21 protein-coding genes and 1 tRNA gene are annotated in these 22562 nt (G+C 72.1%); 9 read left to right on the forward strand and 13 right to left on the reverse strand.

The window, feature by feature from the left end:
• The first annotated feature begins 56 nt into the window (after positions 1 to 56).
• Positions 57 to 683: a hypothetical protein gene (locus tag IW256_RS35275; RefSeq protein WP_197015063.1), complete on the forward strand. Its 627-nt coding sequence runs from the start codon at positions 57 to 59 to the stop codon at positions 681 to 683.
• A 531-nt stretch (positions 684 to 1214) separates the two neighbouring features.
• On the opposite strand, the gene IW256_RS35280 is transcribed toward IW256_RS35275, so the two are convergent.
• The 3 genes from IW256_RS35280 to IW256_RS35290 form a co-directional block, all read right to left on the reverse strand.
• Positions 1215 to 1691, reverse strand: a complete 477-nt coding sequence (locus IW256_RS35280; RefSeq protein WP_197015064.1) for a hypothetical protein — start codon at positions 1689 to 1691, stop codon at positions 1215 to 1217.
• 95 nt (positions 1692 to 1786) lie between these two features.
• Positions 1787 to 1859: transfer RNA gene (locus IW256_RS35285), tRNA-Glu, on the reverse strand.
• A gap of 71 nt (positions 1860 to 1930) precedes the next feature.
• Positions 1931 to 3553, reverse strand: a complete 1623-nt coding sequence (locus IW256_RS35290; RefSeq protein ID WP_307829296.1) for a metallophosphoesterase family protein — start codon at positions 3551 to 3553, stop codon at positions 1931 to 1933.
• A gap of 40 nt (positions 3554 to 3593) precedes the next feature.
• On the opposite strand from IW256_RS35290, the gene IW256_RS35295 reads away from it, so the two are divergent.
• Both IW256_RS35295 and IW256_RS35300 read left to right on the forward strand, forming a co-directional pair.
• Positions 3594 to 3926 (forward strand): metallopeptidase family protein, encoded by a 333-nt coding sequence (locus IW256_RS35295; RefSeq protein WP_231404060.1) that lies wholly within the window; start codon positions 3594 to 3596, stop codon positions 3924 to 3926.
• A gap of 208 nt (positions 3927 to 4134) precedes the next feature.
• Positions 4135 to 5676 (forward strand): MFS transporter, encoded by a 1542-nt coding sequence (locus IW256_RS35300; protein WP_307829297.1) that lies wholly within the window; start codon positions 4135 to 4137, stop codon positions 5674 to 5676.
• Positions 5677 to 5848: 172 nt separating this feature from the next.
• Here the strand turns inward: IW256_RS35300 and IW256_RS35305 are convergent, their stop codons facing one another.
• Positions 5849 to 6175: a PspC domain-containing protein gene (locus IW256_RS35305; protein WP_231404061.1), complete on the reverse strand. Its 327-nt coding sequence runs from the start codon at positions 6173 to 6175 to the stop codon at positions 5849 to 5851.
• A gap of 140 nt (positions 6176 to 6315) precedes the next feature.
• Between IW256_RS35305 and IW256_RS35310 the strand changes: the two genes are divergently transcribed.
• Positions 6316 to 7467, forward strand: coding sequence for an acyl-CoA dehydrogenase family protein (locus tag IW256_RS35310; RefSeq protein WP_197015068.1), 1152 nt, complete (start codon positions 6316 to 6318; stop codon positions 7465 to 7467).
• 225 nt (positions 7468 to 7692) lie between these two features.
• Entirely contained in the window at positions 7693 to 8715 is a 1023-nt protein-coding gene (locus IW256_RS35315) for an aspartate-semialdehyde dehydrogenase (protein WP_197015069.1), read from the forward strand.
• 21 nt (positions 8716 to 8736) lie between these two features.
• Here the strand turns inward: IW256_RS35315 and IW256_RS35320 are convergent, their stop codons facing one another.
• Together IW256_RS35320 and IW256_RS35325 are read right to left on the reverse strand one after the other, a co-directional pair.
• Positions 8737 to 8970, reverse strand: coding sequence for a DUF2277 domain-containing protein (locus IW256_RS35320; protein WP_197015070.1), 234 nt, complete (start codon positions 8968 to 8970; stop codon positions 8737 to 8739).
• 85 nt (positions 8971 to 9055) lie between these two features.
• Entirely contained in the window at positions 9056 to 10084 is a 1029-nt protein-coding gene (locus tag IW256_RS35325) for an alpha/beta hydrolase (protein WP_197015071.1), read from the reverse strand.
• Between the two features lie 213 nt (positions 10085 to 10297).
• Between IW256_RS35325 and IW256_RS35330 the strand changes: the two genes are divergently transcribed.
• Together IW256_RS35330 and IW256_RS35335 are read left to right on the forward strand one after the other, a co-directional pair.
• Complete coding sequence (locus tag IW256_RS35330; RefSeq protein ID WP_197015072.1) at positions 10298 to 10717, forward strand: T3SS (YopN, CesT) and YbjN peptide-binding chaperone 1; 420 nt, start codon at positions 10298 to 10300, stop codon at positions 10715 to 10717.
• A 345-nt stretch (positions 10718 to 11062) separates the two neighbouring features.
• Entirely contained in the window at positions 11063 to 11824 is a 762-nt protein-coding gene (locus IW256_RS35335; RefSeq protein ID WP_197015073.1) for an isocitrate lyase/PEP mutase family protein, read from the forward strand.
• Here the strand turns inward: IW256_RS35335 and IW256_RS35340 are convergent.
• The 3 genes from IW256_RS35340 to IW256_RS35350 are packed head-to-tail and all read right to left on the reverse strand — an operon-like array spanning position 11812 to position 15382.
• The gene (locus IW256_RS35340; RefSeq protein WP_197015074.1) at positions 11812 to 12858 is read right to left on the reverse strand and encodes an ABC transporter ATP-binding protein; all 1047 of its coding nucleotides are present in this window, start codon (positions 12856 to 12858) and stop codon (positions 11812 to 11814) included. The two genes, IW256_RS35335 and IW256_RS35340, sit on opposite strands and share 13 nt — an antisense overlap.
• Positions 12855 to 14363, reverse strand: coding sequence for an ABC transporter permease (locus tag IW256_RS35345; protein ID WP_197015075.1), 1509 nt, complete (start codon positions 14361 to 14363; stop codon positions 12855 to 12857). Before IW256_RS35345 ends, IW256_RS35340 begins: the two co-directional genes overlap by 4 nt.
• Positions 14364 to 14368: 5 nt before the next feature.
• Positions 14369 to 15382: an iron ABC transporter substrate-binding protein gene (locus tag IW256_RS35350; RefSeq protein ID WP_197015076.1), complete on the reverse strand. Its 1014-nt coding sequence runs from the start codon at positions 15380 to 15382 to the stop codon at positions 14369 to 14371.
• 93 nt (positions 15383 to 15475) lie between these two features.
• Here IW256_RS35350 and IW256_RS35355 point away from each other — a divergent pair, with 93 nt between their 5' ends.
• Positions 15476 to 17992, forward strand: coding sequence for an AMP-binding protein (locus IW256_RS35355; RefSeq protein ID WP_197015077.1), 2517 nt, complete (start codon positions 15476 to 15478; stop codon positions 17990 to 17992).
• A 411-nt stretch (positions 17993 to 18403) separates the two neighbouring features.
• Here the strand turns inward: IW256_RS35355 and IW256_RS35360 are convergent, their stop codons facing one another.
• From IW256_RS35360 to IW256_RS35375, 4 genes are all read right to left on the reverse strand, one after another.
• Positions 18404 to 18826, reverse strand: coding sequence for a hypothetical protein (locus IW256_RS35360; RefSeq protein WP_197015078.1), 423 nt, complete (start codon positions 18824 to 18826; stop codon positions 18404 to 18406).
• Complete coding sequence (locus IW256_RS35365; protein WP_197015079.1) at positions 18823 to 19104, reverse strand: hypothetical protein; 282 nt, start codon at positions 19102 to 19104, stop codon at positions 18823 to 18825. The genes IW256_RS35360 and IW256_RS35365 overlap by 4 nt, the downstream gene beginning before the upstream one ends.
• Positions 19101 to 19352: a hypothetical protein gene (locus tag IW256_RS35370; protein WP_197015080.1), complete on the reverse strand. Its 252-nt coding sequence runs from the start codon at positions 19350 to 19352 to the stop codon at positions 19101 to 19103. The genes IW256_RS35365 and IW256_RS35370 overlap by 4 nt, the downstream gene beginning before the upstream one ends.
• Before the next feature lie 63 nt (positions 19353 to 19415).
• Positions 19416 to 20633 carry a helix-turn-helix domain-containing protein gene (locus tag IW256_RS35375; RefSeq protein WP_197015081.1) on the reverse strand — a complete coding sequence of 406 codons (1218 nt, stop codon included), beginning with the start codon at positions 20631 to 20633 and terminating at the stop codon, positions 19416 to 19418.
• A 208-nt stretch (positions 20634 to 20841) separates the two neighbouring features.
• Between IW256_RS35375 and IW256_RS35380 the strand changes: the two genes are divergently transcribed.
• Positions 20842 to 22341, forward strand: coding sequence for a hypothetical protein (locus tag IW256_RS35380; protein ID WP_197015082.1), 1500 nt, complete (start codon positions 20842 to 20844; stop codon positions 22339 to 22341).
• The last annotated feature ends 221 nt before the right edge of the window (positions 22342 to 22562 follow it).

The raw sequence follows: 22562 nt of genomic DNA on the forward strand, positions 1-22562 counted from the left end.
CGCCCCCTCATATATCTACCGCCCCGCAACGGCTTCTATCTGGAATAATCGATATCATGCCCGAACCACGGGAACGCGTACCGGAAACGCCGGTGCAGTGGGCGTCGCCGGGAGAATTCGGCCAGCCTGCGGCAACGGACATACGAACCGGGGTGGCGACGCCCCTGCTGGCCGGTTTCTCCATCGCTCTGCTGGCCAGTGTCGGCCAGGGGCCGGGCTCGTTCCGGTGGGCCGGCGCGACAATCTTCTTTCTGCTGCTGGCAGGCGGCTTCTTCACCCTGTCCCTCCAGGTAGGTTTTCGTTCCCGCAGCAAGCTTTACAGTCGGGACGAGGCCCTTTCCTGGGGGCGGATCAACCAGCTCCCGGACGACGTCGACGAACGCGTCCGGGCGGAGGTCCAGCGACGCCATGTCGCCCTCTGGCGCCGCAGCCAGCGGTTCGTGCAGATCTCTTACAACGCCGGGATCGCGACGCTGGCTTTCGCGCTGTCCCTCGCGGCCGCACCACCGACCCGTTATGGCGACGACCCGCTGACGGGTGCCGAACAAGGCTGGCGCTGGGGGGCGGCCACGCTCGGCCTTCTATTCACGATCTTCCAGGTCGGCTGGATCGTGCACGACGAATTCCGGCACCGGAAGCGTCTTCGCGAAGCTCGACAGAGAACGGGCGGAGTGCGACCATGATTTCATGTCGAACCCGCGCAGCGATCCACCTTCCGTAGTCTTATGCCCCCATGGTTATCCGATCGACCTTCGCCCGGCGTGCTGCTCGGCCGAGGAGGAGGGGTCGGATGACGAGTCGTGATCCAGGACGGCTGTGAACCATGGCACGAACATGCGGCCTCAAGAAACTCCTGTGTCCCGGATCGAACGGCTTCCCCATCTGTCCGTTGTTCAAACTGCACTGCCCCAGAATGTACGGTTTTCTCGATCTGAAGAAGATCCGTGTGGAAACTCCGCCCGAGATCTCGGAGAAGGCCCCCTCCGGAGAATCCAAGGCTGATGCGTTCTCGGATGGCGAGACGACCCAGGGATGATCTGCAACGCTCGGATCCGCCGGAGGCGGTGCTCGTGCGGCTGGATCCGGGGGAACAGGCGCCAGACCTGACCTGGCGACCGGCTCAGACTTCGGTGTAGTCGGGCCGCGCGCCGCTGGCGAAGGTGTCGCTGTTCCGCCGGAGCAGGAGACCTCTGCCCGTGAGGTCCGTGACGCCCTCAGACCTCGTCGCCGAAGACCAGGCTCTCTGCCTGCCGCAGCGTCCGGTCGTCCACCTCTGACCAGCGGTACCCGCGGGCGCGGATGTGCGCCGGCAGGTCCGGCTCAGGCGGCAGCCCGTACTTCTCGGCGAAGTAGGCGAGAGACTCCGACCAGACCCACGCCCCGTCGGTGTGGATGTGCAGCGGCACCACCGGCAGGTCACCGGCGTACGGGTCTTCCCCGGTCCCGTACGCCGCCAGGACCAGTGGCGCGTCCCGTAGGAAGGCCACCACCCTCCACCGTTCCGCCGCGGACAGGACGGCCGACGCCGCAGGTAGCACGGCAGGTGGCGTGGCCTCGGCGAGCCGCAGCGGCGGGTCGGCGGTGAAATGCCGTTCCGGCTTGCTCAGCGCGGCCTCCCAGCGGGCGACGACCCGCTCGGCGAGCCCGGCGGAGATCTCGACCAGGCGGTCGTCCGGGTGCGGATGCGTCACAACAAGGCGACGGGGGTCGTCGAATGCGAGGTGACCGTCGCGGCAGAGAGCGCCAACGCTCAGCGGAAGGTACCGGCGGAGCCGGTTCCCCAAAGTACCCCCTACCGGATTCGAACCGGCGCTACCGCCTTGAAAGGGCGGCGTCCTAGGCCGCTAGACGAAGGGGGCCCTGAGCGGCAGGGAGCCTGCCACTCGACCGGACCAGCATAGGGGACATCCCGGCTGGACGCATAAACGGTTTAGTCCCTTTCCGGGGAACGTGTCGTGGACGGGCTGGTGGTGGGGGTGGGCGTAGGGGACTTGGTGGGCGTCGGGGACTTGGTGGGCCAGCGGGACGGGGGGAGGGACGGGAAGGTCGGGGATTCCGTCGGGGTCACCATGGACGGCTCGCGGATGGGCCGGTCGGGCTTGGGCTCCAGGTGGCGCTCGATCTGGGCGGAGGAGAGGCCCAGGCCGCCCAGGCGCAGGTCGTCCCAGCCCTGGAGGCGCTTGGTGGCGCGGCTGAAGTAGAGGACGGAGAGTTCGATGGGGGTGGGCTCCTCGTGCTCAAGGCCGCGGAGGCCGGCGCCTCCTGTGGAGCCCTGGTTGAACAGGCGGGTGCCCGTGGGGAGGAGGCGGGTGGAGCGCTGGTGGCCGTGGCCGGACAGGACGAGCTGGGTGCTGCCGGAGAAGCCCTCGCCCTGGTTGGGGTCGTGCGCGATGACCAGGTCGGGGGTGGTGCCGGCGGTGCGGAGCTTCTGGGCCAGAAGGGAGCCCTGAGTACGGAGCTGCGCGGCGCCCAGGTCGTCGTCGCGGGTGGTCTTGTCGGGGGTGAAGCGGGGGTCGCCGACGCCGTAGATGCGCAGGCCCTCGATCTCGTGGACCTTGTCGTCGAGGACGATCGCGTTCTTCTGGCGGGCGACGGCCCGCTGGGTGCCCTGGGAGTCGTGGTTGCCGCGGACGAAGAGGTAGGGGACCTTCAGCGACTCGATCTCGTCGGCGAACTGCTCCTCGGCCTTGCTGCCGTGGTCGGTGAGGTCGCCGCTGTCCACGATGAGGTCGGCCTGGAACTGGGTGCTGACCGAGCGGATCACCGACCAGGCGGCCGGGTTCAGGTGGATGTCGGAGACGTGCAGGACGCGGAGGGTGGAGGGGTCGGGCTCGTAGGTGGGGAGGGTCGAGGTCGCCGTGTAGAGCTTGGAGACGTTGCCGACCAGGCGGGCGAGCTGGGCGCGGTACGCGGAGAAGCGTTCCACGATGCTGCGGGCGTCGCCGACGACCTGCGGCGCGTTGGCGAGGATGCCGGTGTAGCGGGGCTCGGCCACGGCCTGGGGGTTGAACGTGGACCAGGCGAGGACGGCGAGGGCGAGCGTCGCGGCGGCGGTGGAGCCGAGGCCGACGAGGGCCCGCCGCCAGGAGCGGAAGACGAGCAGGCCGGCGAGGAAGGAGAAGGCCAGCGCGAGGGCGGTGGCGCGGAGGAGGAGGACGGTGACGCCGTGCCGGAGCTGGTCGGCGATCTGGTCGGTGAGGCCGTTCAGGTCGGTGGAGCTCTCGATCAGCTTGCGCGCGGGCTCGGGACGCAGCTCCGTGACGCGGGCCTCGAGGGAGATGATCCCCCAGTGGGTCTGGAGGTGGAGCGACCCGAGCGGGGGGATCTGGATGGTGGTGCCGCCTCCCCAGTGGGGGCGCAGGAGCAGGGAGACGTCCGTGGGGCCGACGGGCGTCTCGATCCGTCCCCCGAGGAGCAGGCCGACGTAACCGCCGACGAGGCCCGCGGCGACCACCGCGAAGGCGCGGCCGCAGCGGCGGGCTCGAGGGCCGGTGAGGCGGCGCGGCGGCCGGAGCCTGGAAAGAGCGGCCCGGAATCGCTGCCCGTCGAGCACGTGGTCTCCTTTCGTCAAGCACAATGATGACGTGATCCAGATGTCGCGAGAAGTGTTCGAGGAGCTGGTGGGGGAGGCCCTCGACACCGTCCCGCCCGAGCTGACCTCGCACATGCGCAACGTCGTCATCGTCGTCGAGGACGAGGCGCCCGAGCCCGGCCTGCTCGGCCTGTACCAAGGGATACCCCTGACCGAGAGGGGCGACTGGTACGGCGGGGTACTGCCCGATCACATCTCGATCTACCGCGACGAGATCCTCCGGATCTGCGAGACCGAGCAGGACGTGGTGGACGAGGTGCGGATCACGGTCGTGCACGAGATCGCCCACCACTTCGGGATCGACGACGAGAGGCTCCACGATCTCGGGTACTGACCGGGCTCGGAGGAGACATCCGGCTTGCCGTGGCGAGTGAGTTTCATGAATTGGGCACGGTAGGTCACATAACTGCCACGCAGCGTGAGTTAATAGGGGGGGTCCGAGAGCGACCGGACCGAACGGGAGCGCGCGCGTGGCGGAGAGGCAGGCCGGTCGGCACAGGCGTCCACCGGAGTCGCAGGCGACCTACCGCGAGGTTTTCGCGGTGGGTGAGTTCCGTGCGCTCTGGCTGGCCCAAGCACTGTCGTTCGTGGGAGACCAGCTGGCGCAGGTGGCGCTGGCGGTCCTGGTGTACGAACGCACCAACTCGGCCCTGCTCACGGCGCTCACCTACGCGCTGACCTACATCCCCCCGATCGTGGGCGGGCCGGTGCTGTCCGGGCTGGCCGATCTCTTCCCGCGCCGCCGGGTCATGGTGGTCTGCGACGTGCTGCGGGCCGGGCTGGTGGCGCTGATGGCGCTCACGGCGATGCCGTTCTGGGCGCTGTGCGCCCTGGTCTTCCTGACGGTGCTGATGGGGGCGCCTTTCAGCGCGGCCCGCGCGGCGGTGCTCCCGGACGTGCTGTCCGGTGACCGGTACGTGGCGGGCTCGGCCATCACCAACATCACCCACCAGGCCGCGCAGATGCTCGGCTTCCTGGCCGGAGGGGCCGTGGTGGCCGCGGTCGGCACCCGCGGGGCGCTGGCCCTGGATTCGGCCACCTTCGCGCTGTCGGCGGTGATCCTGGTGGCGGGGTTGCGGCGGCGTCCCGCGCCCAAGCGGCGGGAACGGCAGTCGCTGGGCCTGTGGAAGGGCACCGTGGACGGCGGGCGCCTGGTGTTCGGCGACCGGACGCTGCGGTCCCTGGTCTGCTTCGCCTGGCTGTGCGGGTTCTACGTGATCCCGGAGGGGCTGGCGGCGCCGTACGCGGCCACGTTCGAGGGCGGGGCGGTGACGGTCGGCCTGCTGATGTCGGCGATGCCGGCGGGGATGGTCATCGGGGCGTTCCTGTTCAGCCGGTGCGTGCGGCCGAGCAACCGGATCCGGTCCATGGGCTGGATGTCGATCCTCGCCTGCGCCCCGCTGGTCGGCGCCGCGGCGCATCCACCGTTGTGGGCGGTGGTCGTCCTGTGGGCGGTGTCGGGGGTGGGCAGCGCCTACCAGCTCGCGGCCAACGCCGCGTTCGTCGCGGCCGTCCCCGCGTCCGGGCGCGCGCAGGCGTTCGGGCTGGCGCAGTCGGGCATCCTCGCCGGCCAGGGGCTGGGCATCCTGGTCGGCGGAGCGGTCGCGCAGGTGCTCGGGCCGGAGACGGTCGTCGCGTTCGCGGGGGCGCTGGGGCTGGCGGTGGCGGCGATGCTCACCCTCTCCTGGAACCAGGTGCGCGGCGAGGTGATCGCCGCCATGTACGAGCGGGGGCGCCGGGCGCCGGGGGCCGGTCCGCCGGCGGCCGGGACCGGGCTCGACGCCGACGTCGCGGCCGGGATCGAACGGGTCTCGACGATCGCGTCGGCGCTGCGGGGCGGCGACGGCGCCGAGAGCGCCACGACGATCACCGCCCCGAGGGGCGCGCGGGCCGCTCCGGGAGCGCCGGCCGCCGAGGCCGGCCCGCGTTCCGCCGTTCCGGACGCCGAGGTGCCGCAGCAGGGCAGGGGGAGCGGCCCTTCGGCCCAGGGCCGGCGCGATGACGCCGCGGCCGGAGGCGAGGCGCCCCCGCGCACCGGCGAGCGCCCGGCGCGCGGTGCGAGGCGTTCGGCTCCAGCGCCTTAGGCCTTGCCTCGAAGAGGCAACAGCCACCGCGCGAGCGCGCTACCTGCCCGGTGGGGCGATGCCGGAGGCGAGCGCCGGCGGGCAGATCGCGTAGCGATGTCGCGCTCGCACAGGCCCGGTCAGGCGTGAGCCGCCAGGCGGGCGCCTGGGCCGGGACTGGAGATGGAGCGGCTCAGGTACGGGTGCCGTTGCCGGAGGTGGTCTTGCTGATGGTCTCCTTGGTCTTGCGGACGGCCTCCTGGACGGAGGGGTTCGCGTTGGCCTTGGTGAACAGGTCCTCGGCCACCGAGGACGGCTTGCCCTCCTCGGGGATCAGCAGCCAGGCGATCGCGTAGAGCACGATCCCGGCGCCGCCGAAGACGGTGAAGACGGCCAGGCCCAGCCGGAGGAGGTTGGGGTCCACCCCGAGGTAGCGGCCGGTGCCGGAGCAGACTCCGGCGATCATGCGGCCCTCGCGGGTGCGCCGCAGCTGCTTGGTGGTGCTCTTCTCCATGTCCATGCTTCGATCCTGCCCGCCCGGAGCCGCCTTCTACATCAGGATTCGCCCTGATTCGACCCTGGGGGACCCCTGAACCCGTGACCCCGGGACCCCGGACGTACCCTGGCGGCGTCACCCCGTGGCGAGGAGAGGATGCGTTCATGGACGTGCTGCGCGTCGACGATCGGCTCAGCGACGAGGAGCGGATGATCCGCGACACGGTGCGGGCCCTCGTGGCCGAGCGGATCGCGCCGCGCGTGGCCGGCTGGTTCGACGCGGGTACCTTCCCCGCCCGGGAGCTGGCCCCGGAGCTGGGCAAACTCGGCCTGCTCGGGATGCATCTGCGGGGGTACGGGTGCGCGGGCATGAGCGCGGTCGCGTACGGCGTCGCCTGCCGGGAGCTGGAGGCGGGCGATTCGGGGCTGCGCAGTTTCGTCTCCGTCCAGGGATCGCTGGCCATGTCCGCGATCCACAAGTACGGCTCGGAGGAGCAGAAGGCCGAGTGGCTGCCGCGGATGGCCGCGGGCGAGGCCATCGGCTGCTTCGGCCTGACCGAGCCCGACCGCGGCTCCGACCCCGGCGACATGCTGACCCGCGCCCGCCGGGACGGGAGCGACTGGGTGCTGAACGGCACCAAGATGTGGATCACCAACGGGTCGATCGCCGACGTGGCCGTGGTGTGGGCCCGGACGGACGAGGGCATCCGCGGGTTCGTCGTGCCGGCCGGGACGCCGGGGTTCACCACCGGCGACATCCACCAGAAGCTGTCCCTGCGCGCCTCGGTCACCTCCGAGCTGGTGCTGGAGGACGTGCGGCTGCCCGCCGGCGCCGTCCTGCCCGGCGTCACCGGGCTCAAGGGCCCGCTGGGCTGCCTGTCGGAGGCGCGGTACGGGATCATCTGGGGCGCGGTGGGCGCGGGCCGGTCCTGCTACGAGACGGCGGTCGGGTACGCCAAGTCGCGCGAGCAGTTCGGCAAGCCCATCGGTTCGTTCCAGCTCACCCAGGAGAAGCTGGCGTGGATGGAGATCGCCCTGGGGCAGGCCGGCCTGGTGGCCCTGCACATCGGGCGGCTCAAGGACGCGGGCGAGGTCACCCCGCAGCAGATCTCGTTCGGCAAGCTGGCCAACGTGCGGGCGGCGCTGGACGTGGCGCGGCAGGCCCGCACGGTGCTGGGGGCGAACGGGATCACGCTGGAGTACCCGGTGATCCGGCACATGAACAACCTGGAGTCCGTGCTGACCTACGAGGGCACCCAGGAGATCCACACCCTCGTCCTCGGCCAGGCGATCACGGGCCTGCCGGCCTACCGCTGACCGGCGGCGCGGCGAGACCGGGTCGGGCGAGGCCGGTCGGGCAGGGGATCCGGCCCGGCGCGGCGGGCCGGGCGGTGCCCGGTCGCGGCCCGCGGGTGAAGCGTTACTTAAGGTTGTAGGCGAGGGAATCTGATTGGACGCCTCGCTCGGCCGTGGGCAGACTCGTCATGCCAGGTCAGCGACGTGCGTCGGATGACGAGCAGAGGGATCGACCAGAGGAGCGGCATGAGAATCGGGATCGTCGGCGCCACCGGGCAGGTGGGGGGCGTGATGCTCAGGATCCTGGCCGAACGCGGGTTCCCGGTGGAGGAGCTTCGGCTGTTCGCCTCGGCCCGTTCGGCCGGGCGCAGGCTGGCGTGGCGGGACACCGAGGTGGCCGTCGAGGACGCCGCCACCGCCGACTACCGCGGGCTGGACATCGTGCTGTTCTCCGCGGGCAAGGCCAGCTCCAGGGAGCTGGCGCCACGGGTCGCCGAGGCGGGCGCGGTGGTGGTCGACAACTCCTCCGCCTGGCGGATGGACCCCGAGGTGCCCCTGGTGGTCTCCGAGGTCAACCCGCACGCGGCGGCCGTCCGGCCCAAGGGGATCATCGCCAACCCCAACTGCACCACCATGGCCGCGATGCCGGTGCTGCGGCCCCTGCACGCCGAGGCCGGGCTGACCGCGCTGGTGGTCTCCACGTACCAGGCGGTCTCCGGCAGCGGGCTGGCGGGCGTGGCGGAGCTGCACGAGCAGACCCGCAAGGTCGTCGAGGGCGCGGACCGGCTGACCCACTCCGGCACCGCCGTGGAGTTCCCCGCGCCGCAGGTGTACGTGCGGCCGATCGCGTTCAACGTGCTCCCGATGGCCGGGTCGATCGTCGAGGACGGGCTCGCGGAGACCGACGAGGAGCAGAAGCTCCGCAACGAGAGCCGCAAGATCCTGGAGATCCCCGACCTGAAGGTGTCGGGCACCTGCGTGCGGGTGCCGGTCTTCACCGGGCACTCGCTGCAGATCAACGCGCGGTTCGAGCGCCCGATCGGGCCGGAGCGGGCCGCCGAGCTGCTCTCCGGCGCGGCCGGCGTGGCGCTGTCGGACGTGCCCACGCCGCTCCAGGCGGCCGGGCAGGGCCCGACCTACGTGGGCCGCATCCGCCGCGACGAGACGGTGGAGAACGGGCTCGCGCTGTTCTGCTCGGGTGACAACCTGCGCAAGGGCGCGGCGCTCAACACCGTCCAGATCGCCGAGCTGGTCGCCGCCGAGTCCTAGGCCGGCGGCGGCGCGCCCGCGTCACCCCGCTTCCCGGGCGGAGGAACGGCCGCCCTTGACCTCCAGGGTGGAGAGCAGCTGGGCGGTGCTTCTGGCGATCTCCTCGACGGCCCGCTCGAACGCCTCGGCGTTGTGGGCGGCGGGCGCGCGGAACCCGGAGATCTTCCGGACGTACTGGAGCGCGGCCGCCCTGACGTCGTCGTCGGTGACGGGCTCGGTGAAGGGCGGGCGGAGCGTCTTGATGCTGCGGCACATGCCTCCATTGTCGCCAACGGGTGTGACGGAACGACGCGCCCCCGGGGAACCGGTCCCCGGGGGCGCGTGCGGAGGCGGGGCGAGGTCAGGGCGCGATGCGCTCGCAGAGCCAGGCCAGCGAGAGCGGGTAGCGGTAGTCGATGCCGCCGTGCGCGGCGTCGAAGAGCTCGAAGTAGATCTTCTTCTCCTCGACCCCGTTGTCGAGCAGCGCCTGCCGGAACGCCTGGGCGCCGATGTCGAGGTACCACTCGTCGCGGGTGCCGCCGTCGATCCAGATGGCCTGCTGGGCGCGCATCGCGTCGGCGTACCGGGGGACCATCCGCACCGGGTCCAGGTCGAGCCAGCGCTGCCAGACCTCGTCGTTCATCAGCCCGGTGGCCGGGTCGAACGGAAGCTCGGGCGTTCCGTCCTCCCGCGCGGTGTAGGCCGCGGTGTAGGCGAGGATCTCCAGCAGCTTGCCGTCCTGGGACCTGGTGAAGGGGACCCTGGAGTTGAAGTCGTCCCACCAGCGGTCGATGGAACCGTCATAGGCGCGCAGATCCCGCACCGCGTCCGGGAACTCGCGCATGTAGCAGTATTCGAAAAGGGCGTCGCCGGCATGGGTCGCCAGGGCGCCGAATAGGTCGGGGCGCAGCATCGGGGTAATCATCGCTCCGTACCCGCCGGACGACTTTCCGGTGATGGCGCGGTGGGCCGGTTCGGGGAGGGTGCGGTAATGCGCGTCCACCCACGGCACGATTTCGTCGCAGAGGTGGGTGTGGTAGCGGCCCGTGCCGGGGGAGTCGAGGTACTGGCTGCCGCCGTAGGTCGTCCAGGCGTCCACGTACACCACGATCGCGGGCGGGGCGTCGCCGCGGGCGAACACCGCGTCGGCGGTCTCGGGGAAGGGCTGCCGGAACGGCGTCCGGTTGCGCCACATCGCGATGTGCCCCGTGAACCCCATGATCACGTAGACGGTGGGGTAGCGGCGGCCAGGGTCGTCGTCGTAGCCGGGCGGGACGTACACCCACAGCGGGCGCTCGTCGGGGTCCCCCAGCGGATTGCCGCGCAGCGCCTCGCTGCTGACGGTGTGCTCGTCGATGCGTCCGGCGAACTCGGCGGACCAGGGCAGCATGCGGTACTCCTTCGTCGGCGACCGTACCCACCGACGCTAACCCATGCGCTTCGTCCCGGGCTTTCCTGGCGTCCCGCGATTTCCCGCCCTATTGACCGACGATGATTCGGTATTAAGTCGTGGCTGGTCAGGGTCTGCTAGCCTCTGCCCGCATTGGCACCGTGATCGCTCCGGCCGCGGTGCCCTATACCGGACAGTATGAGAAAGGGTCGCATGAGCCGAGAGACGACCGTCGCTTATGTGGAGAAGATCCTCAGCTCCTACCTGGAGACCGACGAGCTGGTCCGCGACGAGGAGGGCGACATCCCGATCCGCCGGGGCAGCGCCCTCTACTACGTGCGGGTCGGCCAGCGCGAGCCGTACCGCGTCGAGGTCGTGTCCTCGGTGCTGAGCGGTGTCGAGGAGAGCTACGAGCTGCTGCGCGAGCTGAACGAGATCAACTCCGGCATCTACGGGATCCAGGCGTACCACCGCAAGGGTCGCGTGATCTTCAGCGCCGACATGCTCGCCGAGTCCCTCCAGGCCGAGGAGCTGGAGCGGGCCTGCGCGCTGATCAGCGGCTGCGCCGACAAGTACGACGACGAGCTGCAGGCGAAGTTCGGGGGCCGGAAGACCTTCGAGGACGCGGAGTAGCCACCGGCGCACGCCGGACGTCGTCCGGGACGGACGCTCCCGGCCGCCCTCCCGGCGGCCGCCGTCCCCGGCGACGCGCGGGACCGGCCCGCCCGGCCCCATCGGGAACGGACCCGGCGACGTCCCTCCGGAGCGGCTCCGGCAGGAACGGGAGGCGCGCGGCGTCCGGGCGAGCGGAGGCGAGCGGCTCGACCTCCGCGACACCCGGCGCGGCACGGCTCACGCCGGGAACGTCCCCGGTGGGGAAGGGCGGGCAGGGCACACACCCCGAGGTGCGGCCTGTCACAAAAAACGCCGCCGCGCAGTCACCTGTGTGACAGAGTCGTCCACCGAGGGGGAACGATCATGACTGACCAGAAGACCAAGGCCGCGCGGCTCCGGGAGCTGCACCGTCCGGGCGAGCCGCTGATCCTGCCGAACGTCTGGGACGCGGCGAGCGCCACGATCGTCGAGGAGGCCGGCTATCCGGCCCTGGCCACCGCCAGCGCCGCCATCTCGGCCATGCTCGGCCACCCCGACCACGAGGGCGCCCCGGCCGAGGAGATGTTCGCCGCCGCCGCCCGCGTCGTGCGCGCCGCGACCGTGCCGGTGACCGTGGACGCCGAGGCCGGCTACGGCCTCCCGGCCGCCGAGCTGGTGGACCGGCTGCTGGGCATCGGCGCCGCGGGCTGCAACCTGGAGGACACCGACCACGCCTCGGGCACCCTGGTGGACGTCTCCGCGCAGGCCGACCGCATCGCCGCCGTCCGGGCCGCCGTCCGCGACGCCGGGGCCGACCTGGTCATCAACGCCCGCGCCGACACGTTCATCACCAAGTCCCCCGAGCCCCTCGCCGGGGCGATCGAACGGGGCCGCCGCTACCTGGAGGCGGGGGCGGACTGCATCTACCCGATCATGGCCACCGCCGAGGACGACGTCGCGGCCCTGGTCCAGGGCATCCCCGGGCCGGTCAACGCCAACTGCCTGCCCGGATCCCGTCTCGAACGGCTGGCGGAACTGGGCGTGGCCCGCGTCTCGTTCGGCCCGATGCCCTACCTCCTGGCCCTGGACGCACTCAAGGCCATGGCCACCCGCCTCAAGAACGGGGACGACCCCTACGGCAACTGATCGGGGTGGAGGGTGGCCCGGCCGGTGACGCGGACACCGGTCCGGTCACCCGGGCGCAGCGCGACGTGCCCGTCCACCCGGACGTCGACGGGCGCGTCCAGGCCGTCGACGGTCACGGTGATCATGGCGTCGTGGCCGTAGTAGCGGACGTCGGTGACGGTCCCGCCGGGTGTCTCCTCGCCGGGCTCGGTGAGCCGCAGCTGCTCGGGGCGCAGCAGCACGGTGGCCTGGAGCGGGGCCTCGCCCGCGGGCGTGCGCAGCTCCACGGGGCCGAGGGCGGTGGCGGCCGTGCCGTTCGCCGCGGTGCCGGGGAGGAGGACGGCGTCGCCGACGAACCCGGCGACCCAGGGATCGGCCGGGCGGCTGTAGACGTCCTGCGGTGAGCCGCACTGGGCGATCCGCCCGTCCCGGACGACGGCGACCAGGTCGGCCGTGGACAGGGCCTCCTGCTGGTCGTGGGTGACCAGGAGGGCGGTGGCGCCGATGGCGTGCAGGGCGTCGCGGACGTCGGCGCGCACCCCGGCGCGCAGCGCGCTGTCGAGGGCGTTGAACGGTTCGTCCAGCAGCACCAGCGCGGGCTCGGGGGCCAGCGCCCGCGCCAGGGCGACGCGCTGCTGCTGCCCGCCCGACAGCTCGTGCGGCATCCGGTCGCCGTACCCGGCCAGGCCCACCAGGTCGAGCATCTCCTCGGCCCGGCGGCGGCGCGCGGACCGGTCGGTCACCCCGAACGCGACGTTGCGGGCCACGCTCAGGTGGGGGAAGAGCGCGCCCTCCTGCGGGACGATGCCGATGCGGCGGCGTTCCGGCGGGACGTGCGCGCCGGGGCCGGTGAGCGTGCGCCCGCCGACGGTGACGGTGCCCGCGTCGGCGTTCAGGAAGCCCGCGATGATCCGGAGCAGGGTGGTCTTCCCGCACCCCGAGGGGCCGAGGACGGCGGCCAGCGAGCCGCCGGGGACGGTGAGGTCGAGCCCGTTCAGCACGGTCGTGCCCGAGGCGTACGCCTTGCTGAGACCCTCGATCTGCAGATCGGTCATCTGTGCCTTCCGAGGAGGTACGAGGGGACGGCGGCGAGCAGGATGAGCGCGGCGGCGTAGGGGGCGGCGTCGGCGTAGGAGCCGACCCCGGTCTCCGTCCACAGCCGCGTCGCGAGTGTGTCCATGCCGGTGGGGCGCAGCAGCAGGGTGGCCGGGAGTTCCTTCATGCAGACGACGAAGGTCAGGGCCGCGCCGGCCGCGACGCCGGGCGCGGCCAGCGGCACGGTCACCTCGCGCAGGACGCGCAGGGGGCCGCGGCCCAGCGAACGGGCGACGTCCTCCAGCACGGGCGGGGACTGGAGGACGGCGGCGCGGGTGGCGGCCACCGCGACCGGCAGGAACAGCACCGCGTAAGCGCACACCAGCAGCGGAAGCTCCTGGTAGAGCGGGTTGGCGTAGCGGACCGCGAAGAAGACCATCGCGAGGGCGACGGTGATGCCGGGCAGGGCGTGCCCGGCGTAGGCGGCCTGTTCCAGCAGTTCCGGGACCCGCCCCCGGTGGCGTGCCGCCACCACGCCGACCGGCAGGGCGAGCAGGCTGGTGAGCAGGGCCCCGGCGGCGGCCACGGCGAGGGTGACGCCCGCGACGTTCAGCAGGCCGGCCGGGTCCCAGGTGGAGGAGTTCCCGGCGGCCAGCCAGTAGGCGAGCGTGGCCAGCGGGAAGACGACGGCGGCGGCGACGACCGTCCCGCACCAGGCCAGCGCGGGGATCGTCAGCCGGCCGAGGGGGACGGGAGCGGCCGGGCGGGCGGCGCCGGTGCCGGTCCTGGCGTGGCCGCGCCGCCCGCGGGTGCGCGTCTCCAGGAACACCAGCGCCACGGTCATCACGACCAGGACCACGCTCAGCGCGGCGGCCGGGGTGCGGTCGAAGCTCGCCCGGTAGGAGGTGTAGATGCCGCGGGTGAACGTGTCGTACCGCATCAGCGACACCGCGCCGAAGTCCGACAGGACGTACAGCGCGACCAGCAGCCCGCCGCCGGCCGCGGCCGGGCGGAGCTGCGGGAGGGTGATCCGGAGGAACGTCCGGACCGGCCCGGTGCCCAGGGCCCGGGACACCTCCTCCTGCGCGGGGTCGATCCCGCGCAGGGCGGCGGCGACCGGCAGGTAGACGTACGGGTAGCTGACCAGGGTCATCGACACCGCGGACCCGGTGAACCCGGCGATGTCCGGCACCGCCGACAGCCAGGCGAACGCCGCCACGTAGCTGGGCACGGCCAGCGGCAGCGTTGCCACCACCGCCCACGCGCGGACGCCGGGCAGCGCGGTGCGCACGGTCAGCCAGGCCAGCGAGATCCCCAGGATCAGGCAGGCCGACACCACGACGGCGGCGAGCCCCAGGCTGCGGCCGAGGAGCAGGACCGTGCCCTCGGTGGTGACGACGTCCCAGGCGAAGCCGGGGCCGCGCTCCAGCGACCGTACGGCGAGGTAGCCGAGCGGCAGCAGGGCGAACGCCCCGGCCAGGCACGCGGGCCCGAGCAGGACCCACGGAGCGCGGGCGGTCCTCATCGAGGTCAGACCATCCCGGCTTCCCGCAGCATCGCCAGGGTCTCCTGGAGCGACTCCAGCTTGCCGAGGTCGATCTCGGGAGCCTTCAGGGACTCCAGCGCCGGCAGGCCCGGCACCGTGCTCTTCACCCCGGCCGCCAGCGGGTACTCCTTGGTCTCCTCGGTGAAGTAGGTCTGCGCCTCCTGGGAGAGCAGGAAGTCGACGGCCTTGAGCGCCGCCGCGTTGTGCTCGCTGCCCTTGAGGACGCCCACGCCCGCCACGTTGATCAGCGCGCCGGGGTCGCCGCCCGGGAGGTAGTGCAGCTTGGCGGCGATCTTGTCCGCGCCCTTCTCGGCGACCTTCTCGTACCAGTAGTAGTGGTTGATCAGGCCGAGGGCGACCTGCCCGTTGTTCACCCCGTCCAGCAGGGCGAGGTTGTCGTCGAACGCCTTGACGCCGTTGGCCTTCATGCCCTTGAGCCAGGCGCGGGTGGCCTCGTCGCCGTCGATGACCCGCATGCCGGTGACGAACGCCTGGAAGGACGCGTTGGTCGGCGCGTACCCGACCTTGTCCTTCCACTCCGGCTTGACCAGGTCGCGGACGCTGTCGGGCGCCTTGGAGATCTGGGCGGGGTTGTAGGCCAGCACGCGGACGCGGCCGGACAGGCCGACCCAGTCGCCCGAGCCCGCGCGGAACTTCTCGGCCACCTTGCCGAGGGTGGGCTGGGGCAGCTTCTCCAGGCGCCCCTGCTTGGCCAGGGCCCCGAGCGCGCCGGCGTCCTGGGAGAGGAACAGGTCGGCCTTGGTCTTGTCGCCCTCCTCAAGGAGCTGCGCGGACAGCTCGGCGCTGGCGCCGTACCGGACCTCGACCTTGGTGCCGACGGACTTCTCCAGCTTGTCCAGCAGCGGTTTGATGAGTCCTTCGTTGCGGCCGGAATAGATGACCAGACCGGCCTCCTGCCCGATGCCGCAGGCCCCCAGGGGAAGCAGCAGGGCCGCCAAGGCGAGTGTGGTGGTGAAGCGGGCCAGGGGGAGTCGCATGGGGGCTTCCTTGGTGATGCGGGGGTTGTGCGGGGTGATGCGGCTTTCGGGTGCGTCTTGGCATGTAGGTTAGCCTTACTTAAGATACGCCGCGTGAGTCACCCCCACCCGGACGTCCCGTTCGCCACGGATCTGGCGGACCACGCGGACCGGACGGCCCTCGTCACCTCCGGCGGCGCGCTGTCCTACCGCGAACTCGCCGCGCGGGTGGCGGCGACCGCCCGGCGCCTCGGAACCCGGCGCCGGCTGATCCTGCTCGCCGGCGCCAACACGGTCGACACGGTCGTCCTCTACCTGGCGGCGCTCGCGGCCGGGCACCCCGTCCTCCTCGCCCCGCACGACCGTCCCGACGCCGTACGGTCGCTGATCGACGCCTACGACCCGGACGTCGTGGGGTTCCCGGACGGCGTCCTGGACGAGCGGCGCGACGTCTCCGCGCACGCCCTGCACCCCGACCTCGCCCTGCTGCTGAGCACGTCCGGCACGACCGGCTCGCCCAAGCTCGTCCGGCTGTCGCACGAGAACCTGCGGGCGAACGCCGCGTCCATCGCCGGCTACCTGGGCATCCACGCCGATGACCGCGCCGCCACGACCCTGCCCATGCACTACTGCTACGGCCTGTCGGTCATCAACAGCCATCTGCTGCGCGGCGCGGCCCTGATACTCACCGACCTCTCGGTCACCGACGCCCGGTTCTGGGAGCTGTTCCGGGAGGCGCGGGGCACGACGTTCGCGGGCGTCCCGTACACCTTCGACCTGCTGGACCGGGTGGGCTTCGCCGACATGCGGCTGCCGCACCTGCGGTACGTCACCCAGGCGGGCGGCAGGCTGGCGCCCGACCGCGTGAGGCGCTACGCCGAACTCGGCCGCCGGCGCGGATGGGACCTGGTCGTCATGTACGGCCAGACCGAGGCGACCGCCCGCATGGCCTACCTCCCGCCGGAGCTGGCCGCGTCCCGTCCCGGGACGATCGGCGTCCCCATCCCGGGCGGGTCCTTCCGGCTGGAACCGGTGCCGGACCGTCCCGGCGCCGGCGTCGGCGAGCTGGTGTACTCGGGGCCCAACGTCATGCTCGGGTACGCCGAGAGCCCGTCCGACCTGGCCCTCGGCCGTACCGTCGGCGAGCTGCGCACCGGCGACCTCGCCCGGCTCACCCCGGACGGCCTGTACGAGGTGGTGGGGCGGCGCGGCCGGTTCGTGAAGCTCTACGGCCTGCGCATCGACCCCCGGGCCGTGGAGGAGTCGCTGGCGCGGAACGGCCTGACCGCGTACTGCGCCGGGGACGACGAGGCGCTGGTCGTGGCCGTCACGGGCGGCGCGGACGCCGGGCGCGTCCGGCGGCTGGTGGCGGACGGGTGCGGCCTGCCCGGCCGGGCGGTGCGCGTCCACGCCGTGGCCGAGCCGCCACGCCTCCCCAGCGGCAAGCCCGACTACCGGGCCATCGCCTGCCTGGGCCGTCCCGAGGCCGTATCCGGTACGGATCTGGTCCGCCTGTACGCGGAGATGCTGGACCGTTCCGATGTCACCGAGGAGTGCAGTTTCGTCAGCCTGGGCGGCGACTCGCTGTCCTACGTCGAGATGTCACTGCGCCTGGAGGAGACGCTCGGGTCGCTGCCCGCCGACTGGCACACGCGGCCCATCCGCGACCTCCGGCCCGTTCGCGACCTGCGGGGCCCGGCGGAACGCTCCCGGTGGCGGACCCTGGAGACGGGCATCGCCCTGCGCGCCGCCGCGATCGTCCTCATCGTCGGCTCGCACATCTCGCTCTTCACGATCCGCGGCGGCGCGCACGTGCTGCTGGCCGTGGCGGGCTTCAACTTCGCGCGCTTCCACCTCACCGCGGCGGGCCGCCGTGAACGCCGCCACCACGTACTCACCGCCCTCGCCCGGATCGCCGTCCCGAGCGTCGCCTGGATCGCGGCGGCGGGACTCCTCACCGCCGACTACCACCTGGGCGACGCCCTGCTGCTCGACAGCGCCCTCGGCCGCAACAGCAACTACTGGTTCGTCGAGGTCATCGTCTACATCCTGCTCGCCATGGCCGTATGGCTGAGCGTCCCGGGACTGGACCGGGCCGAACGGCGCGCCCCGTACGGGTTCGCCCTCGGGATCCTGGCGCTGGGGGTGGCCGCCCGGTTCGACTTCCTCGGCCTCCTGGACCTGCCGTCCGCGCTCGCCGCGTTCTGGATGTTCCCCCTCGGCTGGGCCGCCGCGAAGGCGACCAACCCGGGGCAGCGGCTCCTGGTGACGGCGATCGCGCTGGCCACCGTCCCGGGCTACTTCGGCCCCGGCGAGCTGACCCGGGAGATCCTCATCATCGGCGGCGTGGCCCTGCTGGTCTGGGTGCCCGCGCTGCCCAGCACCGCCTGGCTCAACCGCCTCGCCGGGCTCCTGGCCGGCGCCTCGCTGTACATCTACCTGGCCCACTGGCAGATCTACCCCCTGCTCGCCGACCGTTCGCAACCCCTGGCCCTGCTCGCGTCCCTAGCCGGCGGCGCGGCCTACGCCGCCGTCGCGACCAGAGCCCTCAGATACGCGACCCCCCGCCAGTCCCTGGGGCCGTCCCCCGCCCGCCCGGCCGAGCTGACCCCAGCTCCAGGGACTCGTTGACTTGCGGCGAGTTGCTCCCTCCGGGCGGCCAAGGGCAGCAACTCGCCGCAAGTCAACTTCCGTCCGATGGCGGACATGAGCGGTTCAGCAGTCCGCGCTCGCGGCCCCGGCAGCTGGCTGGGCTCCCGCCCGGCCGGCCGCTCTTCGCTGACCGTGGCCCCGGTCGCCCGCGCACAGGCAACCGGGACCACGGTGCTCCCGCCGCACGGCCCCGCCTCGGGTTGCCCGGGATCGGCCGGGCGGGCAGCCGTACGACGCCGTCCGTGGCCCCGGGGTGCTCCAGCAGACCCCAGGGCCACGGGGCTATTCGGGGCGCAATCACAGCCCCGGAGTTCGTTGACTTGCGGCGAGTTGCTGCCTTTGGCCGCCCGAAGAGAACAACTCGCCGCAAGTCAACGTCCGTCCGGCGCGCTATTCGAGGACGACCAGCGCGCCGAGCGCTCGCCGCCACCAGCTCGGGCGAACGGGCCGGGACGGGGCGGGACGGCGCGGGTAGTGGGGTGCGCCGGACATGCTGCGGGGGCGGGATGCGGTGTGCGCGGCGAGGCGGGGTACGGGAGCCGTGGGCGCCCGTCGCGCCACGTCGGTATTGCGGGCCGAGACGACCCATTCAGGCTGCGGAGCCTGCCGGACGTCCGCCAGCAGCCGTCCGAGCTGAACGGGGTCGTCGGCCTCAAGAAGGTGTGGCCGCCCTGCGTGGTCGAGCGTGTATGCCCACCAGCTACCGGTCGATTCGCCCCTCCACGCGCTGACGCGCGGGAACCGGCGGCGCAGCTCGGCCACGACCCGCTCCGGCTCGATCCCGGCCGCCGCCCATGACGCGACCGCGCTCACCGCTCCGCCCCCTCAGGACGGTCGTGCCGCTCGGCCAGGTGGCCCATCAGGAACACGCCGGCGTCGATGATGCGGTCGGCGGGCGCGACGGGCTCGCCCGCCGCCGTCCAGAACCACGGCCTGTCGGAGTCCTCGGGACGCCGACGGAGCGAGATCGTCTCCTCGGCGTTCGATTTGCCCGCGCGTAGACCGCGCTCGGTCAGTTCCACCTTGTAGCCGCGCGCGCTCAGGTGGGCACCGAGCGCGGCGAGATGGTGGGTCGCGCCGCCGGCCGTCACCGTTCGACCTCACGCAGGACGTGTTGGATCCGGTCGGCGACGCCGATGACATCGTCGGCCGGTTCGATGCCCTGGCCCCATGCCCAGCGGAACCTGCCGCGCTCGCAGGCGATCGTGTCATTGAGCTGCCGAGCGGCCGGGTTCGTGACGTACAGCAGTTCCCTGCCCCGGCCCGGGCGGATCTCAGCTTTCCAACCGCGCTGGACCAGTACGGTCCGCAGGCGTTCCAGATGGTCTCTGTCGTCCATGGACAGGGACGGTAGGACTGCGTCAACGCATAGAGTTGCCGAGTGGCAACCCTGTGTGAGTTCCTAGTGCGGGACTCCCATTCGGGCCGCGAGTCCTCGCAGCTCACGACCCTGCGCTGCCACTCGGGCCTGCTCCAACAACACCGCGACGGTCTCACGGACTTTGGCGTCGTTACGGAATCGCTGAGGGGCCGACGCCTCGCTGCGCCGAAGCCATTGGATCGCCTCGTCCCGTCGCTTCGGGTCACGGGCGAGTCCCCGGCCCACGTCGGCGAGGAAGCACGTCTTCCGACCGACGTGCGCGTTCAGGCGCTCCTCATCGACCATGGCGGCCTTCGCCGCGATCACGCTGCCGCCCTCGCCGCACTCCACGCCGACGGTGATGTTCCAGATCGCCACGTTCGTCGAGCTGAACGCCTGCCAGTTGCGCTCCAGATCGTCCGGCACCCGGGCGGCGAGCGTGGCCGCCTCGCCCAGCCAGTCCCTGGCCGCGGCGGTGTCCCGGCTCGCGGCCGACGCGAGGGCCGCGTTGAGAGTCAGCATGCCCAGCACCGGGATGTCCTGCGGGCTGCGGACGTGAGGCTCGAGTGCCTCGGCCGCACGCTCGGCCATCACCTTCACCCGGTGCCAGTTGGAGGCGTTCGGGCGGATGAGGGAGAAAGCGGCCTTGCCCTGGGCGACCGGATCGCCCAGCATCACGGCCGTTTGCTCGGCCCGCATCGCGGCGATCTGGCCGAGGTCGGGGTGACGCAGCGACCGGGCCATGCCGGCGGCGCACATGTACGCCTCGACCAGGGTTTCGAGCGCGCGGCGCTGGGTGGCCTCGTCGGCGGGTTGCCTGACGTGCCAATGGAGCTCGTCGATGACCGCGGGGAGGTCCTTGCCGACCTCGATGTAGTTGTACCGGCGTCGCTGCTGTTCAATGCGGCCGCTCATAAGGGTGACCAGCGTGTCGAGAGGACGGGCGCGCTCAACGACGGGGTCGGCGTAGAAACTGTTGGACTCCAGAGTGACCCGGAGCGGTTCGACGTAGGCATGTGGCTCGGACTGCTGCCGGTCGGTGGTGAGGTGCGGGCCGCCGACCAGGTCGGTCTCCGAGACGCGCAGGGCGTTGGCGAGGGCCGCGATATGGGAGCGGCGGTCCAGCGCGCGCAGTCCGCGCTCGGCGCGGGACAGGAACGACTTGCTGAGGCCGGAAAGGCCGGCCAGCTCATCGAGGGACATTCCGCGCCAGCGGCGCAGGGCCCGGAGGCGGGCCCCGATGGTCATCTCCTCACGCACCGGCCTCGCTCCTTCCCGAGCGTCTGGGCAACCTCAGGGTACGGCGCGAGTCCGAACCGCGTCAGGGGCTCTTCAGTACGGCGCGCGTCAGTGTCCGCAACCACGGAACCGCGGATGGGCGATTCCCCGGATCTGGCTGGGCTTGCCGGAGAATCCGGTCAGGGTGGTTGATTCGGCGTGATCGGGAGCCTTCGTGCCAGGATGAACGATGGCCCGCTTTAAGCACGATGCCCAGCTTGTTGCCTTCCCTCATGGTCTGTTCGACGAGATCATCCAGGCCCTTCTGGACACCGTTGAGGATCTTCCGTTCACCGGTGACGGCAGGCTGCGGGTGGGGAACGGGGCGCTCGGCGCGGTCCGGCTGGTCGAAGGGGGACATCTCGCCGCCGGTTCCCTTTACCGGATCGAGGTGCCGCGTCCCCGGGGCGAAGGTGTTCCCGAGGGCGCGCCCGCCGTCGTCGAGGTGACCGGTGTGTCGTGGGACCGGACGGAACGGGTGTCCTGCGACGTCACCGTCACCGTGGACGAGCATCGCGTCACCGGGCACGTCGAGGCGCGCATGGCGAAGCGGGGCCTCCAGAACGTCCGGATCACCGGTGACTACCAGGGGCCCGGCCCGCTGCGCCGGTTGCAGCGCGCGAAGTGGGACGCCGAGGTACGGGTCGCGGACTGGTGGGGGCGGGCGCCGGTGGCGCGCCAGGCCGCACCTCAACTCTCCGCGCGCCTCAGGCATCCGCTCGCCGACGTGACCGTACGGGTGACGCGGGGCAAGGCGGGGCGCCGGCGCGGGCGCCGGAAGACCACGATCACCGTGGGCGCTCGTGGCCGTGGTCCGGTACGGCCGGTGGCCGCGGCCGGGCTGCTCTTCGGCCGGCACCGCATCCGCCGTGCCCTGACCGAAGCGCTGGCCAAGGCCGAGGCCGCCTGGAACGAGGCCGTGCCCGGTGTGGCCGAACGCGAACTGGGAGACCGCCTCGTCCTGCGGCATCAGGTGAAGGCCGAGGCCGTGTCGCGTGGATGGGCCGGGCGGTACGTGGCGGCCCTTCATGAAGCCATCGGTGCGTTGCGCTTCGAGGACGGCCGGCTCGTGGTCGAGGGCGCCGAGCCGTCCGCCGATGTCCGGCTGGTGGAAGGCGAGCACGCCGAGCCCGGCGCTCGCTACAGCATCACCTCGGGCGAGGACGGGGACATCGCGGTGAGCGTCGTGTCCTGGGACCCGGACGGCTGGAGCCGCGTCGCGTTCGGCAATGGCGCGAACGAGGGGTGGGCCGAGCTTCGCAGCGTCCGGAACCCCACCCTCGTCCGGGCCGCGGCCACCGGACGGACCCCCGGCGAATGGGCCGGCATCACCCGGGTCGAGTACGAGGCGGGGGCGGATCTCGAACGGTGGTGGGAAGGCGGGGCGGACGCTCCCTTCACCGCCTCCGCCGTGCACGGACTCGGCAAGGTCGCCCTGACGGTCGGCAGGGTCCCCGCGGGGAAGGGGCGCTGGACGGTGAACGTCGCCCTCGCGGTGGAGGGGCTGTCCTGGGGGCGCCGTCCGGTCGCCATCGCCCTGCTGCTGGGAGGCGGTTTCCTGGCGAAGTCGTTCCAGGAGTCGGTCGAGCAGGCGGCCCGGGACTGGAACGAGGCCGTCTCGCAGGACCCCGACCAGGCCGCGGCCCTGACCGTCCGGGCGCTCCTCGAGCGAGGCGCCGCCGAAGACTGACCCCGCCCGCACCGGAGACCGGCGAAGACCTCTCCGGTCCTGTGCGCGTCCATTTTCGGTCACCCTTCCCACCTGATCGGGACGCGGCATCCCCTTGGCCGTAACGGAATCGCGGCCTCCGGCCCCGCGCGGAGGGGCAGAAACCCGGATTCCGGCCATTGACCTGTGGTCCAGGACACACCTATTCTCAGCGAATCCGAACATACGGATCTGAGTACGTA

It is taken from the genome of Actinomadura viridis (genome assembly GCF_015751755.1).
GTDB classification, from domain to species: domain Bacteria; phylum Actinomycetota; class Actinomycetes; order Streptosporangiales; family Streptosporangiaceae; genus Spirillospora; species Spirillospora viridis.